A 17,397-nucleotide genomic window follows, 5' to 3' on the forward strand; every position below is an offset into this window, starting at 1 on the left:
TGTTTGTTTGAAAGCTAAAATAGATAATTTACTCATGGCTGGCTTTGAATTAAAGGCTTCTGACATCCATATCACGGTGGGCGTACCGCCAGTCATGAGGATGAATGGCGAATTGAAAAAGTATGGAAAAGAGTTATTGCTTCCGGCAGAAACAGAAGGAATGGCTAAAGCGATTATTCCTGAAGAGATGTGGGCGCAATTTAAAGAACGTGGTGAATTGGATTTTTCGTACGGAATTCCAGGGATTTCAAGGTTCCGTATCAATACGTATATGCAGCGATCCTGCGTGGCATTGGCCATTCGAATCGTGCCGACAAGAATTCCGTCCTTAGATGAACTGCAATTACCGTTCATCCTAAAGAAAATCGTCGAAAAGCCTCAAGGTCTAGTGCTTTTGACGGGCCCGACAGGAAGCGGAAAATCAACGACACTCGCATCGATGATTCAATATATGAATCAGACGATGCGTAAGCATATCATAACGTTGGAAGATCCCATCGAATATTTGCATAAACATCAGAATTGTATCATTGACCAACGCGAAGTAGGTTTTGACACGAATAACTTCGCAAATGGGCTGAGAGCGGCCCTAAGGCAGGATCCCGATACGATTCTAGTAGGGGAGATGCGGGATTTAGAAACCATCCAGACGGCGATTACAGCAGCGGAAACTGGCCATTTGGTCTTTGGGACATTACATACATCCAGTGCTCCGACAACGATTGACAGGATTATTGATGTCTTTGAACCGGCACAGCAGCCTCAGGTACGAATTCAGCTCGCTAATGTCCTTGTTTCCATCATATCGCAACGTTTAATTCCCACCGTCGATAAAAAGGGCCGAAAAGCGGCAACCGAAGTTCTAGTCAATAATGCTGCTGTTGCGAACTTAATCAGAAATGAGAAAATCCATCAAATCGTCAATGTAATGCAAACATCCCGGGCACAAGGCATGCATACGCTTGAGAGCAGCGTTAAGGAATTATTAGCAGAAGGCGTTATCTCCAAAGAAAGCGCTCATGCCTTTTTACAGGACAAGGTGGAATAAATGGCCAGATTCAAATATTCAGGTCGAAATAAATCAGGAAAAAAAGCCGGAGTCGTCACCGCCGATACGAAACGTGAGGCAATGGAAAAGCTAAAGCTAGAAGGCATTCGGGTCATTGATATGACGATGGTACCAGAAACACTGTTTACGAGGGACCTATCAATCGGAAACCCGGTAAAACTCCAACATTTCGTTATCTTTATCCGCCAATTTTCGACGCTTTTACAATCAGGTGTCACGGTTGTCGATGCAACAAGCATTTTATCTCAGCAGACCGAGAGCAAGCCATTAAGTAAAGCACTTGAAAGCATTGAACAGGATTTACAGGAAGGGAAGGCACTTTCCGAAGCAAGTGCCAAGCATAATAAAATCTTTTCGACCATGTATATCAATATGGTCAAGGCAGGAGAAGCCGGGGGTAATCTGGATAGCACGTTGGACAGGTTAGCTGATCATTTTGAAAAGCAACAGGCGACAAGGCAAAAAATCACTTCAGCCATGGCCTATCCAGTTGTCGTCGCTTTTGTAGCCTTTTTTGTTGTCATCTTTTTATTAACGTCCGTCGTGCCAACATTTGCTGATATGTTCAGTGATTTTGGCGGCGAACTGCCAGCAATTACACAGTTTGTCTTAGGGGCAAGTGGGTTCATGCAGAAGGCTTGGTACCTGATCGTTTTATTCGTACTCTTGGTGGCCTTTGGGATTATGTCTGTGAAGAAAAACCCAAAGACGAAATATTATTATGATATTACCATGCTACGAATGCCCCTATTCGGAAAGATGATGCAAAAAGCGGTCTTGGCAAGAATGACAAGGACGCTGAGCTCCCTTTTTAGCAGCTCGGTGCCTATCCTGCAGGCGATGAAAATCGTCGAGCAGGTGGTTGAAAACGAAGTGATCGGTCGCGTCATTCATGAATCACATGATTCTCTTGAGCGGGGCGGTTCAATCACCGACCCAATGAAAAAACACTGGGCGTTCCCGCCATTGATCACTCAGATGATATTGATTGGCGAGAAAACCGGGGCCTTGGATGCGATGCTTGGGAAAGTCGCCGACTTTTACGAGAAGGAAGTGGAAGCGAGTACAGATCGCTTAAAATCCTTAATCGAACCACTCATGATTGTCCTCTTGGCCGGAATTGTCGGAACGATTGTTATCTCGATAATGGTACCGATGTTTGAAATCTTTAACCAAGTGGATAATATGTAAAAAATGTAAGGATTATTTACCCCTAAATGCTGTATTTTTATAGAAATATATAGTAATCTAATAGAAAAGTAGCAGTAAAGTAACGAAATGGTAATTAAAAAGAGGAGGATTAATTTATGAATTTTATCAAAAAACATTTGAAAAACGAACGCGGTCTTACCCTGATCGAGTTATTGGCGGTTGTGGTTATTCTTGGGATTATCGCAGCGATTGCTATTCCTAGTATTGGTAGCTTAATAAATAACTCGAAAAAAGATGCTCATATTGCTAATGGACAGCAGATGGTTAGCGCGGCTAGGACGGCGGTTGCTGCAGGGGAAGATGCTAGTACAGGAGAATTCACCTTAGCGGAATTAGAAAAAATTGGTTATTTAGAAAACGTGAAAAATCCAAGTGGTGAAGGATACAGCAAGACGGGTAGTATAGTAAGCATTACTAAGGGGACTGGGGAAAATAAAAATAAATTCACTTATACAGTAACTTTAATGGATAATGGAAAAGGTGAAGCGGCTAAAAAGTATATTGATGATAAAGATCCAAGTACTTTAAAACGTGATGATATTAGCTTATAAACATGACTACCTATCTCTTAATTTTGAGCCTAGGCCTAACACTAGGTTCATTCTATAACGTCGTCGGTTTAAGTGTACCGACAAACAAGTCATTTACGAATCGGCGTTCGGCTTGTCCCTCTTGTGGACGGACCTTGTCGCCGTTCGAGTTAATACCGGTTGTTTCTTATGTAATACAAGGCGGGAAATGCCGTGGCTGTGGAGCCCGGATTTCCCCGCTTTATCCGGTTGTTGAATTGCTGACAGGCATTTTGTTCGCTGCCGCTCCTTTATTCTTGGGATGGACAAGTGAATTGTGGATAGCCTGGGCATTGATTTCTTTATTGATGATCATTTTCGTGTCTGACATGGCTTATATGCTTATACCTGATAAGATACTGCTTTTTTTTGCAGTGGTTTTTTTATTTTTACGAGTGTTTTTCCCACTCTCTCCATGGTGGGATTCCGTTATAGGCGCGGCCGTCGGGTTTGGCCTTCTGCTTTTTATTGCCGTTGTCAGTAGAGGTGGTATGGGTGGTGGCGATATCAAGCTTTTTGGTGTACTAGGCTTTGTATTAGGGTTGAAACTGGTGCTGTTATCCTTTCTATTTGCGACATTCTATGGAGCGTTTCTTGGTATCATTGGGATTCTGACGGGGATGATCAAGAAGAAAACGGCCATCCCGTTTGGGCCGTATATTGTATTCGGTACATTAACCGCCTATTTTTGGGGCGAATCTATTTTACAGTGGTATTTGCAATTTTTAAGATGACTTAAAGTAAGGGGTATCTATCTATGGCTTTCTCTTTTTTTAGCGGAAAAAACCGAATAGTGAATTTAATCTTCAAAGATTATGTAATCCGGTATGTAGAGCTAAAGCAAATGGATCCACCTATCGTACAAGCTTATGGTGAACGTTATCTGCCTCCTGGAATCATTAAAGAAGGGAAAATCCTTGATTATGAAACGCTGCAGATGATTGTCGGGCAATGTGTGGAAGAATGGGGCCTTGCGAAAAAACAAGTGCGTTTTTTAGTGCCAGATCCATTTGTGGTGATTCGTAAAATGATGATTCCAGAAGAGGTCAAAGACGATGAAATTGAGGGCTATCTATATTTAGAGCTGGGAACAAGCATTCATTTACCGTTTGAAGACCCGATTTTCGATACGGTAAATCTTAAGGAGAATTCGGAGAGTAAGGAGATTCTTTTGTTCGCGGCTTCCGAAGAGCAGGTTTCACAATACAGCGATTTGCTTGAAAGCACCAAATTAGAACCCTTGGCTGCCGATATTTCTTCACTTGCCATCTATCGATTATGGGATATAACTAGAGAATTGGATTCTGATGAACAGCTTATGTTACTAGAAATAGATATGCTTTCGGTGACGGCCACCATTTTCGTTGAAGATAAGCCTGTGTTCATGCGACATGTCTTGCTTCCTGATGAGGTTTCTGATTGGGAAGTCGATCATTCATCAAGTGGATTGGAAACATTAGCTTATCAAGGTGATAGACATGCTTATTTTCAAACGCTCGAGGATACGTATGTAGAGATTGATCGATTGCTGACTTTTTATAAATACAATTTGAATAGTGGTCGTGACTCGGTCTCCACCATCCTAGTGACCGGAGATCATCCATATCTAGAAGAGATTTGCGAAAAACTATCAAACCATTTGGACCTTCCTATCACTATCTTAAATGAGAGCATGGAAATGGTAATGGATGATGCTCCTTTATTGCGTCGTTATCACTCTTCCGTTGGATTGGCCATTAAAGGGGTGCAATAATCATGCTTGTTGATATTAATTTACTCCCCAAGAAAGAAAAAAGAAATCCACGTTTCTTCATTTATCTGATTCTCTTATTCTTGATAGCCTTAGCAGTGGGTGCTTTGTTTTATTGGCAATATTCTTTGCAGTCAGACCGCATTAGAAGTATGGATAAGCAGATATTGCAAGTGAGGGAAGCAACAGCAATGGTAGAACAAAATATGCTTAATACACAGAAGTCTGGAAATTCCGTTACCGAATTACATAGTGTCATTGACTGGGCTGATACGTTTCCCATCGATACGGTATTTGTGTTAAACCACTTGACTTTCCTGCTTCCAGAACGAGGTTTCTTCGATGCTTTTTCCTATAATGAGGATGGGTCCATTCAATTAACCGTCCAATTCGATACTTCAAGACAAGCTGCTTATTATTTAAGTGAATTGACTAAGTCTAAATTGATTGCTTCCGCTGATTTGGTATCAGTGAACACTGAAGAAATGGAAAAAGATATAGAAAACACTGTAGAAGAGACAGAGGACTTTCTTCCGCGTTATCTGGCTGTGTATACCATTATTCTCGACAAACCAGCCGTTAAAGAAGCTATAAAAGACGATGAAGAACAAGCAGGGGAAAAGGGTGGTGCTTCTGAATGATGAGGTTTTTCAATAAAAAACAACTACTCCTATTAGGTGGCACACTTTTAGTCTTTGTCTTGGTCTTTATTCTACTATATTTTTATCTATTAGATCCGGTAAAAAAAGAACTATCCTCCAAGACATCCGAATTGAAAAATGAAGAACAGATCTTAGAGATGGTCCAGACGAAAGCTGGTACAGGAATGAGTGTTGATTTTGAATCAACGACAGAACTGCAAAAAAGACTGCCAGTGCAACCCTTAACCGATCAGTTTGTATTAAACCTGGAAAAAGCAGAAGTCGTGTCCAATAGCTTTATTGTCGATATGGCATTTACGGATGGAGATACGCCAGTTGAGCCTGAACTACCTGAGGCAACAGGAGAGGAAAAACCTGCAGCTACGGATGAGGCATCCGAAAGTACAGATACTAATGACCAAGCTTCTGAAGATGAAGGGAAAGATACAACGGATTCAAAAAAATCAACGACTGAAACTCAGGATCATACTGTATTGGAGGCACCGGGGACACTGCCCAATAGTCTGAAGAAGCTTTCAGCAACAATGAATGTAAGATCTTCTTCTTATGATGAGATGTTGGAATTTATCCAATCCATTCAAGCGACAAATCGAATCTTTACGATAGATAGCTTAACCTTCGAGGGAGCTGAGGAAGTCAGGACCCGTGACCAAAGTGTAGAACCTTTAGAGTATGGTCTGACTGTGTCTGCCTATTATTATCCTTCATTAACGGATTTACAGGAACAGACGCCAACTGTCGTTACGCCGAAACCTAGTGAAAAGAAAAATCCATTCAGCAGAAATGAAAGAGACGATGCGGATTCGGATACTGGTAATTAGGATGAGGACACAACTCTGTCGGAATGTAGCTAATGATAAGGGCATGACATTGATGGAAGTCTTGGCGGTAATCGTCATACTAGGAATACTTGCTGCTGTGGCGGTACCTATTTATCTCAATGTGATTCACGATTCAAGGACGAATGCATTCGTATCAAATAGTTACGCTTTTAGGGACGCGGCAAACTTTTATATGAAAGATAAGGTCATGCGAGGAGATAGTGTGACGGAAATCAGCTATCAAGAGCTGGTGGAAGCTGGATTTCTCGATGAGATAGTAGATCCCGATACGCGAGAGTACTGGGATCCTTCAAATAATAAATCCTATGTGACTGCCAGTGGTAACAAGGTTGTGGGACTATGCCTGTACGGGGATGAACGTAAGCTTTGTGGCGGTGAAGGAGAAGATGAGGCACCGGTCCCTTTTGAAGATCTATCACCTGATTTAGTTACGGACAAATGAATAGAGAAAAATGACGAAACCTATTAATGACAAGACGACAAAAGTCTTGTTATTTTTTTTTGCTCCTATGATAGGATGAGGAAAATGAATGGGAGGGGAGGAAGAAAAGTGGACAAGTCTGAAAAACGTAAAGGGGTAAAAATTAAGATAAATGGCGAAGAAAAAATATTCTATGGAGAAAATAAGCGGGAGGTTGTAGAAGAAATTCCCGAGGCAGCGGGTGAGGAACAGCCTGATGATAGTTTCGAGTGGATCCTGCCGGAGGATTCACCCGAAAACAAGATTGTGTTGGTTCCAACACCACCTAAGAAGAAAATGCCAAAGCTTATTGGCTTTGGGACAAGTTCAGTCAAGCGTCCGAATAATAGGTCCGTAAAGACTTTCATGATTGCTGTTTTTTGTGCAATTTTATTTGGGTCGGTACTAGGCTTGATTGCCGTAAATACGATTACGAAGGAAAAGGCTGCGGACGCTCCTGTGGAAACAGCTATCACGACGACGGCAACCCCACCAGTGGAGAAAAAGAACGACGGGGGAGCTAAGGAAAAAGGGGCGGAATTGAAGACTTTTCTTGTTCAAGGTGGAATGTTCAGTAGCGAGGATGCAGCGAAAAAAATCCAAGGTAGAATCATGGAAAAACAGGTTCCAGCTGAAGTATTCAAACTGGAGGACAGCTATTATTTATTTTTAGGTTCAGCAGAGAACTTGATATCAAGTAAAGAACTTGCCTTGTTTTTAAAAAGCTATGATGTAGATGTCTTTTGGAAGGAGATAGATCTTAAGGCGACAGGAATAAGCACAGAAGAAGAGAAACCACTCGAAACCATGAAGGGTATCTATTCTTCCTTATCAGAGTTTTCGGCAACGGAGCTTCGGGGGAAGGAAGCGACATGGAACCCGGAAACATTGAAGAAAGATATGGACAAGCTAAAGGCTGAGAAACTATCATCAGACCTTTCCCAAATGAATACTCATTTAACGGCTGCAGCTAAGTTAGTGAATGATTATGAGGTCTCTAAAAAGGAGGAGCAGCTATTAAAAGCACAAGGGGAATTATTAAAGTTTCTTAAGGGGTTTCAAAGTATGGATAGTTAAGAAAAGGGGTATGAAGGGAAACTGTTTTACAGAAAAAGTTTCCCTTTAGGAGGAAAACATCTTACTTTAGGCCTTTTTTTATTTTCCGGGAAATATAGGGGGAATCTTTGTCGATTCATGGTAAACAATAATTGTAGATTTCTAAATAATTTGATAGGATGAAAGGGTATCTCTCCTAGTAAAGAAAGGTGAATTTTTATCATGCAATCATTAATATTAGCTTCCTCATCACCACGTCGTAAAGAACTCCTACAATTCCTACAAATCCCCTTCGAAAGTATGAATTCCAATGTTGATGAAGATATTGAGGAAAACATGCAGGCAGAGGACGCAGTACAAGAACTAGCTGTAAGGAAGGCAGAGGCCATTGCATCAAGATATCCGGATAGTTGGGTAATCGGTTCCGATACGGTTGTTGTACTTGAAGGAGAAATTCTTGGTAAGCCAGCTAATCATGCCGATGGAAAAAGAATGCTCGAAATGTTATCGGGTAAGACTCACGAAGTATATACGGGTGTGGCCATTCTATTTGGAGAGCACCGCCGTATATTTGCAGTAAAAACGGAAGTGACTTTTTGGGAGTTATCAGAATCGGACATCGAACGTTACCTCGATAGCGGGGAACCGTTTGATAAAGCGGGAAGCTATGGAATCCAGGGGTTGGGTTCACTTCTTGTCAAACAAATCAATGGAGACTATTTCTCGGTAGTCGGACTTCCAATTTCAAGGCTAGCAAGAGAATTAAAGACGATGGAATCTGAGTTGACGTAAGATTCCGGACTGATCCTCTCCCTTTTATTTAGGAAGGGTGGATGCTTTGAGTGAGAATATGTTAATCAGGGATTATCCGAAAGAAGAGCGGCCGCGCGAAAGGTTCTTGCAGGATGGTCCAGAGAGCCTCTCGAATCAAGAGTTGCTTGCGCTTTTGTTAAGGACTGGTTCTAAAGAGGAATCCGTGCTCCAGCTCTCTAATCGGCTTATTAAGGCTTTTGAGGGATTACGGCTTTTAAAAGAAGCTTCCGTAGAGGAAATGACGGAAATCAAGGGAATTGGGGAAGCCAAGGCGATTCAAATTCTAGCATCGGTGGAGCTTGGTCGGCGAATTCATCAATTAAATGATCAGGACCGCTATGTCATTCGTTCACCGGAAGACGGCGCCAATTATTGCATGGAAGAAATGCGTTTTTTGTCGCAGGAACACTTTGTTTGTCTCTATTTAAATACGAAAAATCAAGTCCTTCATAAGCGAACTGTCTTTATCGGCAGCCTCAATGCTTCGATTGTGCACCCACGCGAAGTTTTTAAAGAAGCCTTCCGCAGGTCGGCAGCCTCTATCATTTGTCTTCATAACCATCCCTCCGGAGATCCTTCTCCCAGCAGAGAAGATATAGAAGTAACGAAAAGATTAGTAGAATGTGGTAAAATAATGGGGATTGAAGTATTGGATCATATCATCATCGGGGAGCATAAATATGTGAGTTTAAAGGAAAAAGGTTATTTATGACACTATCCAAATTTTTGACGATACGATATAATGTTGTTTATGATTTTTAAAAGAGGGAACTTTTTTCAAAAACCTATTGTCAAAAAACGACAAATTATAATGTGAACTTATAAAAAGGCATTTTTGTTTACGAAAGGGAGATACCGTAATGTTTGGAATTGGTGCAAGAGATATTGGAATTGATCTAGGAACAGCGAATACGCTGGTTTATGTAAAAGGGAAAGGCATTGCTGTCCGTGAACCATCGGTTGTTGCCGTGCAAACAGATACAAAGCAAATCGTCGCAGTCGGTAAAGATGCGAAAAACATGATCGGTCGTACACCGGGAAATGTGGTTGCTCTTCGCCCGATGAAAGATGGAGTAATTGCTGATTATGAAACTACTGCAACAATGATGAAATATTATATGAAAGAAGCTCAGAAAAAAGGTGTATTCGGCAACAAGCCATATGTCATGATTTGCGTTCCTTCTGGAATTACGGCTGTTGAACAGCGTGCAGTGATTGATGCAGCAAGACAAGCTGGCGCCCGTGATGCATACCCGATTGAAGAACCTTTTGCAGCTGCTATCGGAGCTGATCTTCCTGTTTGGGAACCTACAGGCAGCATGGTTGTTGATATTGGCGGTGGAACTACGGAAGTGGCCATCATTTCTCTAGGTGGTATCGTGACAAGCCAGTCAATCCGAATTGCTGGTGATGAAATGGATGACGCGATTATTGTTTACATCCGTAAAAACTACAACTTGATGATTGGTGAACGTACAGCGGAAGCAATTAAAATGGAAATCGGTTCTGCAGGTGATACAGAAGGAATCGAAAACATGGAAATCCGCGGTCGTGACTTATTGACGGGTCTTCCGAAAACGATTGAAATCACTGCTGAGGAAATTTCTAAAGCATTGCGTGATACAGTTTCAGCCATCGTGGATTCTGTGAAAAACACATTGGAAAAAACTCCGCCAGAACTTGCAGCTGACATCATGGATAGAGGAATTGTTTTAACAGGAGGCGGCGCTTTACTGCGTAACTTGGATAAAGTAATCAGTGAAGAAACGCAAATGCCTGTAATCATTGCTGAAAATCCACTTGATTGCGTAGCCATCGGAACGGGAAAAGCATTGGACCATATCCACCTGTTCAAGACGAAATCAAGAGATTCTCGCTAAACGGTACTTATAAAAGGGCCGGCTCAACAAAAGATCGCAATTTTGAGCCGGCTTTTCTATTTTTAAAACTGTCTTGCACTAGTAGCGTTAAGACGGTGGAAATCATACTTAATTTTAATAGAGTAAATGAAAATAGAGGTGCAAATCATCATGCCACAGTTTTTCAATAAAAAGCTCTTACTCTTGCTCGTTAGTATTATCGTTCTCGTGGCATTGATCGGTTTTTCATTAAGAGAGAGAGAAGAGTTAACTTGGCCCGAAAAGTTTCTGAAGGATACAACCGGCTGGGTTGGAAATGTGTTTAATAAACCTGTATCGGGTATTACAGATTTTGTAGGGGATTTAAAGGAACTTCAAGATACATACGATGAAAATAAAAAGTTAAAAGCTCGTCTGGATGAATACGTCTTATTAAAAACACAGGTTCAGGATTTGAAAGAAGAAAATGAAGATCTTCGTGACAATCTTGAAAAAGAAGATGACTTGCGAAAATTCTCGCCAGTTCAGGCAACGGTCATTGGGCGTAATCCGGACCGCTGGCATGAAATGCTTACGATTAATAAAGGTGAGCGTAACGGAGTAGAAAAAAATATGGCTGTCATCACCGCCAATGGATTAGTTGGTAAGGTGAAAGCCACGACTGAATTCACTTCATCGGTTCAGCTCTTAAGTTCGATTGATAAAGCGAACCGCGTCTCAGCTATCGTCCAGGGCAATGATAAAGCGTACGGTTTGATTGAAGGGTTCGATGATGAGAAGAATCTTTTATTGATGAAACGAATTCCTTATGATAAAAAAATCAAGAAGAATTCAAGTGTCATCACATCCGGTTTGGGAGGAATCTTTCCTAAAGGCCTGCCTATCGGAAAAGTTGTCGATGTTAAAGTAGATCAATATGGCTTGAACCAAACCGCTTATATTGAACCTTATACGGATTTCTATGATATCAGTAATGTCATGGTGGTTAAACGTGAAGTTGATGGAGCTGTAGAAGAAAGTGAAGGGGAGGATGAAGCTAAGTGAAACATTTCATCCTTTCTTTTGTAGCCTTACTTTTCTTGGTTTTTGAAAGTATCTTTGCACAGCTATTCGCGGGGGATGTGTTTGGTAGTAATAACATCCTCGTTCCCCGCTTCATGATTGTTTTCGTCTTCTTCCTGACCATGTACGGTTCAAGAAGGATGGGGATGTTGTATGGAGCAATTTTGGGGCTGACGTATGATGTCGTATATACGGAGATTTTGGGAATTTATATGTTCCTTTTACCTTTTCTAGCATATTTGATATCCAAAAGTATGAAGATTCTTCAAAACAATATTCTCATTACCTGTTTAATGGCACTTGTCTTTACGGCACTTGTTGAGGGTGTGTCTTATCAAATGAATCACATTCTTACTTTTGCGGATATGACATTTGGTGAATTTATGGAACGGCGATTTGTTCCAACAATTATATTGAACCTAATATTTATTATTATTAGTTGTTACCCATTAAAGAGACTTATTGAAAAGTTTGATTTGCAGGAAGAAATGGAATAACGTTCACTGGACTGGTAAGTAGGTCTAAAATGTATTTTCTCTTTTACATGTACGTAGAAAAAGGGAATTTGTTTTCCTATGTCGAATTATATTTCATTGAGGTGAAACAAACGTCATGAATAAAAGAATTCAGCAAAATGTTATGATTAAGGGGACAAAGGACGGGTTTATGCTTCATCTCGATGATTCTTGCTCATTTTCCGAGTTATTGAAAGAGTTAGAAGTGAAGCTTTCGGCAAACTATCAGTTTCAAGAGAACGACCCGTCCATTTCCGTTAAAGTACATACCGGGAACCGCTATCTAGATGCAGACCAAAAGGAAAAAATCAAAGAAGTAATTCATAAAAAAAAGAAACTTATCGTTGATGAGATGATTTCCAATGTTATATCAAGGGAAGACGCGAAACAATGGAGAGATGAAAATCAAGTGACAACCTTGACCAAAGTGATAAGATCGGGACAGGTTTTTGAAGTTCCTGGCGATTTGCTACTCATTGGTGATGTCAACCCAGATGGAACCGTTCGAGCCGGTGGAAATATATATGTCATGGGACAGCTAAGAGGGATCGCTCACGCTGGTTATACGGGAAACAAGAAAGCCATAATTGCAGCGTCAGTCATGAAACCAGCACAATTGCGAATTGCAGGGAAAGTGAATCTATCTCCTGACCAATATACGAAATTTGGACATGATTTGGAATGTGCCTTCATGGACGATGAAGAAAATATCATCATTGATAAACTGCAAGTTTTAAAGAAATATAGACCTAATTTAAATAGATTAGAAGGGGGTCTCTAATCGTGGGAGAGGCAATAGTTATAACATCTGGTAAGGGTGGTGTAGGTAAAACAACCACCTCTGCCAATTTAGGAACATCGTTAGCTCTTCTAGGCAAAAAGGTTTGCTTAATCGATACGGATATTGGACTTCGCAATTTAGATGTGATTATGGGATTGGAAAATCGCATCATCTATGATTTGGTCGATGTTGTTGAAGGACGTTGTAAAATCCATCAAGCGCTGATTAAGGATAAACATTTCGAAGATTTGCTCTATTTGCTACCGGCTCCACAAAACAGTGATAAATCAGTAGTGAACGAAGAACAGATGAGGAAACTTATCAGTGATATGAAACCGGACTACGACTATATCGTTATCGATTGTCCTGCAGGGATTGAGCAGGGCTTTAGAAATGCTATAGCAGGTGCTGACAGGGCGATTATCGTTACGACTGCTGAAAGACCGGCTGTCCGCGATGCAGACCGTATCATCGGTCTACTTGAGAAAGAAGAACAGATTGCGCCTCCTCAATTAATCATCAACAGAATCCGTGGACACCTTCTACATGAAGACGAAGAAATGGATATTGACGGAGTGACCAACTTCCTTAAAATTGATTTGATTGGGGTAATACCTGATGATGATCAGGTTATTGTGGCTGCTAATAGAAAGGAACCGATAGCTTACAATCCGGACAACAGGGTCTCGATTGCCTATCGGAACATTGCGCGCCGGATTCTGGGTGAATCCGTGCCGTTGACGCCAATTGGAGGCGAACAAAAAGGTTTCATGTCCAAATTGAAAAAGTTCTTTAGTGTGCGTTAGAGTAGTTTAGCGAGGGCATTTTGTGCCCCCGCTTTTTATTTTATGGAAAAGGACATAAAAAAGGTAAGCCTTCTTAAAAGGCTTACCTTATCTATTGTACTGAAGTATTAAAAATGCAACAGGTTATCCGCGTCTTCCGCCTCTACCGCCACGTTTTGATTCTGTACTACGTTTGAGCGTAGATAAGTTCTCTTCGCTAGTCTTTAAAAAACGGACCATTTTATCTTCAAAGTTTTCCTTAGGTTGAAAATTGCCTTTAGAACGAAAATCTTTATTACGATTATCGCCTTGGCGTGGTGGGCGTTTGGTATAAGAAGAGGTTTGTCCTTCGGGTCTATCTATAGCTTTTTTGATGGACAAGGCAGTTTTTCCGTCTTTCTCGCTGATCACTTTTACCTCAATTTGGTCGCCTACTTTAAGATGGTCATTAACGTCTTTTACATAGCTGTCCGCTACCTCACTGATATGCACAAGACCTGTTGAGCCTCCTGGTAATTCTACGAATGCTCCAAAATTAGTGATACCTGTTACTTTACCTTGTACTTTGCTGCCTATTTCGATTGACATATTAAAATTGTTCCCCCTCAATAATGTTAAAACAACTTCATTATAACAAATAAAGCACGGTAATATCAATTGCATTTTTCACCTCATTTATTATTAAAAGACATTGCCCTTCAAATCTTTTGAAAACGGCTCATTTTTCCAACAAAAATTTGTTTTAAAAATGCAACGAGAAAGAAAATGGATTCTTCGTCATAGTCTGGACAGGTTGGTCATACGCTTTAATATGAGCGCTTTGATATGAGCAGGGGGTAGATTTTTAAATGGATGATCGCAGGAAAGATATCCGCAATCGTATCGCCAAGAGACGAAAGAATGGTAGCCCGGTGGTTAACAGTACTTGGACGGAGATTGATAAGGAGAACCCGTACGAAATCGAATCTTATGACGGGTATTCAGACAAAGATCATCCGCTTTTTAAAAAAGAGTATTTCTTTTTTAAAATCCTCGTCAGTGTTTGCCTATTCCTGGTGGTTGCCGTGATGTTTAAGCACCCTTCCGTTCGATTGGATTCTGCCAGAAGCTTTGTCACGGAAAATATGAATCAAGAGTTTCAATTCGCCTCGGTTTCCAGTTGGTATGAAAATACATTCGGCAAACCCATCGCTTTTTTACCGACTGAATCGAATACGGAAACGGTTGATTCCGGCGAGGGATATGCAATGCCTGTGTCGGGGGAAATAACCCAATCCTTTGAGTCGAATGGAGAGGGAATCATCATGGAGACGAGCCTAGGGTCTAAAGTCGAATCCATTAATGAGGGGGTAGTCATCTTTGCTGGTGAGAAAGAAGGGATTGGAAAGACTGTAGTCATACAGCATGCCAATAAAAGTGAATCATGGTATGGCCAGCTAGAAACAATCGATGTGAAGCTTTATGATTTGGTGAAGAAAGGGAAAGAAGTGGGACAGGTCACCGTAAGTGAGGATGGTTCAAAGGGGCGGTTTTATCTTGCCATTAAAGAAAATGATGCATTCGTCGATCCTAAAAAGGTGATTTCCTTTGACTGAGTATGTGAACTTACTGTCAAAAATCAAGATTCATCCTACGCTGTGGTTCGTCATTGGGGTTGCTATCCTTACGGCTCATTTTATTGAAGTGATGATGCTTTTACTTATCGTCTTTATCCATGAGATGGGACACGCTGCATGCGCACAGTACTTTAAATGGCGAATTAAGTCCATCCAGCTCCTCCCTTTTGGAGGGGCGGTTGAGACTGAGGAGTACGGGAATAAAAGCCTGAAGGAAGATCTTGCGGTCGTGCTTGCTGGTCCGCTCCAACATATATGGCTAATCGGAGCGGCTTTTCTGCTCCATTTCTTTTCTTTTATTTCTTCCGACCTGTATCAATCATTTATATATATGAATCTTATGTTGTTATTTTTTAATTTGCTGCCAATCTGGCCATTGGACGGGGGGAGGCTTCTTTTCATTGGCGTGTCCCTATACTGCACCTTTCTTGACGCACAGAAATATACGTTGTATTTTTCTGCGGCTTTCGCAGTAGTGGCGTTTTTAACATGGGTTTTTCTCGAACCGCTTAACCTGAATATTTGGCTAATCATCTTTTTTATCAGTCTCTCGCTAATCATGGAGTGGCGACAGCGATATTTTGCATTTATGCGCTTTCTCCTGCAACGTCATTATGGGAATACGAATGATTTGGCAAAGTTAAAGCCAATCATGGTGGATTCGCAAGAACCGATTTATAAAGTGTTGGAGATGTTTCAACGCGGCTGTAAACACCCCGTGATCATCATGAAAAATGGGAGGGAGAGTGGCTCGTTGGATGAAACGGAAATTCTTCATGCTTATTTTTCCGAGAAAATGACCCATGGGGAAATTGGTGACCTGTTATATTCTTATTAAATATGATATCCTTTCTTCAAATTGAGGAGAGGATTTTTTTTGATGAAAAAAATGATCGTGAACCTATCTTCACGCGAAAAAAGAGTGGCAGTCCTGGAGAATGAAGTCTTACGTAAAATCGAAATCATGCCACCTCATCAACGCAGTACGGTAGGCAATGTTTATCTGGGCAAAGTGACTAAGGTTTTACCAGGGATGGATGCCGTTTTTATTGATTATGGTGCCGAAAAGAATGGTTTTTTGCATCGTGATGAAATTCCGGCGTACCAACTGACAAAGCGGGATGGGGAATCACCTATCAATCATTATATTCGACAGGGTGAAAAGTTGCTCGTACAGGTGAGCCGTGATGAAACAGGTACAAAAGGGGCGAAGCTAACGGGATTGATCGAGTTTTCTACGGAGGCCCTCGTTTACATACATGGAATAGATTATGTGGGTGTTTCGAAGAAATTTAAAAATGAGAGATTGCAAAAGCATTGGCGAGCAAAAGCATTAGCATACAAGCAAGAGGATGAGGGGCTCATTGTCCGTACCTCGATGGAGAATGAAAGCGAGCCGGTATTTCTGGACAAGCTGAATTCAATGAGGCAGCTGTATAAAGACTTGGAAAGGAAGGCTAGCTCTATAAAGGCACCAGCCCTCCTCTATGAAAAAGATACATTCCTGGAGATGGTTATCACTGAAATGAACACAACAACTTCAGGACAGCTCTTTATTGATGATTTTGAGGCATACCAAGAGTTGAAAAAGTCTAACGGCATGGATTGGAATCTTTCCTATGAGACGGGTCCAAAGAATATTTTCTCTGAACGGAATCTGGATAACCAAGTTGAAAAGGCCTTGAAAAAGGTGGTATGGCTCGATAATGGTAGCTATTTGATTTTTGAAGAAACGGAAGCATTCACAGTTATCGATGTCAATTCAGGGAAGTTTACGGGCAAAGTGGAAAAAGAGGCCACGCTATTTGCGGTAAATGTGGCTGCAGCTAAAGAAGTTGCCCGTCAGCTGAGACTTAGAAATATTAGTGGAATCATTTTGATTGATTTTATTAATATGGAGAAACCGGAACATAAGCTTGAAATCATCAATCTTGTCAAAAAGGAAGCGGCGAGAGATGAGATGCGCATCAAGGTTGTTGGTTTTACTGAATTGGGCATCTTGCAGGTGACAAGAAAACGGACATCTCCAGCGCTTAGTGAAACGATGCGGGTTCCTTGCCCAGTCTGTAACGGCAATGGGAAAATAGAGAGCGCCGAAACTGTGGCCTTCCGATTGGAGCGTGAGTTGTTCGAACACCGTAAAACGGATGATGAGGCCGTTTGGGTGGAGCTTAGCCCATCAGTGGCCGAAGTACTGTTGGGTGAAAAGGAATCGTACAGACCGACTTTGGAAGAGTTGATAGCCAAAAAGTTATTTATCTCTTATGTCCCAGGTCCGATACATACATATTCCATCAGGCGCTTCGGTAGTTGTGAGGAAATCGAACGGTCTTCAAAGTGAAGGAC

20 protein-coding genes are annotated in these 17,397 nt (G+C 41.3%); 19 read left to right on the top strand and 1 reads right to left on the bottom strand.

Features of this window, described 5'->3' with window-relative positions:
• Positions 1-7 precede the first annotated feature (7 nt).
• The 16 genes from ACQKL5_RS00885 (at position 8) to minD (ending at position 13,456) form a co-directional block, all read left to right on the top strand.
• Positions 8-1,048, top strand: a complete 1,041-nt coding sequence (locus ACQKL5_RS00885) for a type IV pilus twitching motility protein PilT (protein ID WP_427606052.1) — start codon at positions 8-10, stop codon at positions 1,046-1,048.
• Complete coding sequence (locus tag ACQKL5_RS00890; RefSeq protein ID WP_427606054.1) at positions 1,049-2,260, top strand: type II secretion system F family protein; 1,212 nt, start codon at positions 1,049-1,051, stop codon at positions 2,258-2,260.
• Positions 2,261-2,376: 116 nt separating this feature from the next.
• Positions 2,377-2,832 (top strand): prepilin-type N-terminal cleavage/methylation domain-containing protein, encoded by a 456-nt coding sequence (locus ACQKL5_RS00895; RefSeq protein WP_427606056.1) that lies wholly within the window; start codon positions 2,377-2,379, stop codon positions 2,830-2,832.
• A gap of 2 nt (positions 2,833-2,834) precedes the next feature.
• Positions 2,835-3,584, top strand: coding sequence for a prepilin peptidase (locus ACQKL5_RS00900; protein WP_427606058.1), 750 nt, complete (start codon positions 2,835-2,837; stop codon positions 3,582-3,584).
• 23 nt (positions 3,585-3,607) lie between these two features.
• Positions 3,608-4,603 carry a type IV pilus biogenesis protein PilM gene (gene pilM, locus ACQKL5_RS00905; protein WP_427606060.1) on the top strand — a complete coding sequence of 332 codons (996 nt, stop codon included), beginning with the start codon at positions 3,608-3,610 and terminating at the stop codon, positions 4,601-4,603.
• Between the two features lie 2 nt (positions 4,604-4,605).
• Positions 4,606-5,241 carry a fimbrial protein gene (locus tag ACQKL5_RS00910; protein WP_427606061.1) on the top strand — a complete coding sequence of 212 codons (636 nt, stop codon included), beginning with the start codon at positions 4,606-4,608 and terminating at the stop codon, positions 5,239-5,241.
• Positions 5,238-6,083 carry a hypothetical protein gene (locus ACQKL5_RS00915; RefSeq protein ID WP_427606063.1) on the top strand — a complete coding sequence of 282 codons (846 nt, stop codon included), beginning with the start codon at positions 5,238-5,240 and terminating at the stop codon, positions 6,081-6,083. The genes ACQKL5_RS00910 and ACQKL5_RS00915 overlap by 4 nt, the downstream gene beginning before the upstream one ends.
• A 1-nt stretch (position 6,084) precedes the next feature.
• Entirely contained in the window at positions 6,085-6,546 is a 462-nt protein-coding gene (locus tag ACQKL5_RS00920) for a type II secretion system protein (protein ID WP_427606065.1), read from the top strand.
• Positions 6,547-6,654: 108 nt separating this feature from the next.
• A complete protein-coding gene (locus ACQKL5_RS00925; RefSeq protein ID WP_427606067.1) occupies positions 6,655-7,641 on the top strand; it encodes a hypothetical protein in 987 nt (328 codons plus the stop codon).
• 201 nt (positions 7,642-7,842) lie between these two features.
• A complete protein-coding gene (locus ACQKL5_RS00930) occupies positions 7,843-8,412 on the top strand; it encodes a Maf family protein (RefSeq protein WP_427606069.1) in 570 nt (189 codons plus the stop codon).
• A gap of 58 nt (positions 8,413-8,470) precedes the next feature.
• Positions 8,471-9,145 (top strand): RadC family protein, encoded by a 675-nt coding sequence (gene radC / locus ACQKL5_RS00935; RefSeq protein ID WP_427606589.1) that lies wholly within the window; start codon positions 8,471-8,473, stop codon positions 9,143-9,145.
• A 148-nt stretch (positions 9,146-9,293) separates the two neighbouring features.
• Positions 9,294-10,313, top strand: coding sequence for a rod shape-determining protein (locus ACQKL5_RS00940; RefSeq protein ID WP_402960562.1), 1,020 nt, complete (start codon positions 9,294-9,296; stop codon positions 10,311-10,313).
• A 150-nt stretch (positions 10,314-10,463) separates the two neighbouring features.
• Positions 10,464-11,336, top strand: coding sequence for a rod shape-determining protein MreC (gene mreC / locus ACQKL5_RS00945; RefSeq protein ID WP_427606590.1), 873 nt, complete (start codon positions 10,464-10,466; stop codon positions 11,334-11,336).
• Positions 11,333-11,851 carry a rod shape-determining protein MreD gene (gene mreD, locus ACQKL5_RS00950; RefSeq protein ID WP_427606071.1) on the top strand — a complete coding sequence of 173 codons (519 nt, stop codon included), beginning with the start codon at positions 11,333-11,335 and terminating at the stop codon, positions 11,849-11,851. The genes mreC and mreD overlap by 4 nt, the downstream gene beginning before the upstream one ends.
• Before the next feature lie 115 nt (positions 11,852-11,966).
• Entirely contained in the window at positions 11,967-12,650 is a 684-nt protein-coding gene (minC, locus tag ACQKL5_RS00955) for a septum site-determining protein MinC (RefSeq protein ID WP_427606073.1), read from the top strand.
• 2 nt (positions 12,651-12,652) lie between these two features.
• Positions 12,653-13,456 (top strand): septum site-determining protein MinD, encoded by an 804-nt coding sequence (gene minD, locus ACQKL5_RS00960; protein ID WP_427606075.1) that lies wholly within the window; start codon positions 12,653-12,655, stop codon positions 13,454-13,456.
• A 123-nt stretch (positions 13,457-13,579) separates the two neighbouring features.
• Here minD and ACQKL5_RS00965 read toward each other — a convergent pair whose 3' ends face one another.
• The gene (locus ACQKL5_RS00965) at positions 13,580-14,023 is read right to left on the bottom strand and encodes a S1 domain-containing RNA-binding protein (RefSeq protein ID WP_402960552.1); all 444 of its coding nucleotides are present in this window, start codon (positions 14,021-14,023) and stop codon (positions 13,580-13,582) included.
• Between the two features lie 260 nt (positions 14,024-14,283).
• Between ACQKL5_RS00965 and ACQKL5_RS00970 the strand changes: the two genes are divergently transcribed.
• From ACQKL5_RS00970 to ACQKL5_RS00980, 3 genes are read left to right on the top strand one after another with little or no spacing between them, the layout of a single operon-like run.
• Positions 14,284-15,030, top strand: a complete 747-nt coding sequence (locus ACQKL5_RS00970; protein ID WP_427606077.1) for a peptidoglycan DD-metalloendopeptidase family protein — start codon at positions 14,284-14,286, stop codon at positions 15,028-15,030.
• Positions 15,031-15,034: 4 nt separating this feature from the next.
• A complete protein-coding gene (locus ACQKL5_RS00975; RefSeq protein WP_427606079.1) occupies positions 15,035-15,889 on the top strand; it encodes a M50 family metallopeptidase in 855 nt (284 codons plus the stop codon).
• Between the two features lie 42 nt (positions 15,890-15,931).
• On the top strand, positions 15,932-17,392 hold the full coding sequence (locus ACQKL5_RS00980) for an Rne/Rng family ribonuclease (RefSeq protein ID WP_427606591.1): 1,461 nt from the start codon (positions 15,932-15,934) through the stop codon (positions 17,390-17,392).
• The last annotated feature ends 5 nt before the right edge of the window (positions 17,393-17,397 follow it).

This window comes from Peribacillus sp. NPDC097675, assembly GCF_050277655.1.
Classification (GTDB): domain Bacteria; phylum Bacillota; class Bacilli; order Bacillales; family DSM-1321; genus Peribacillus.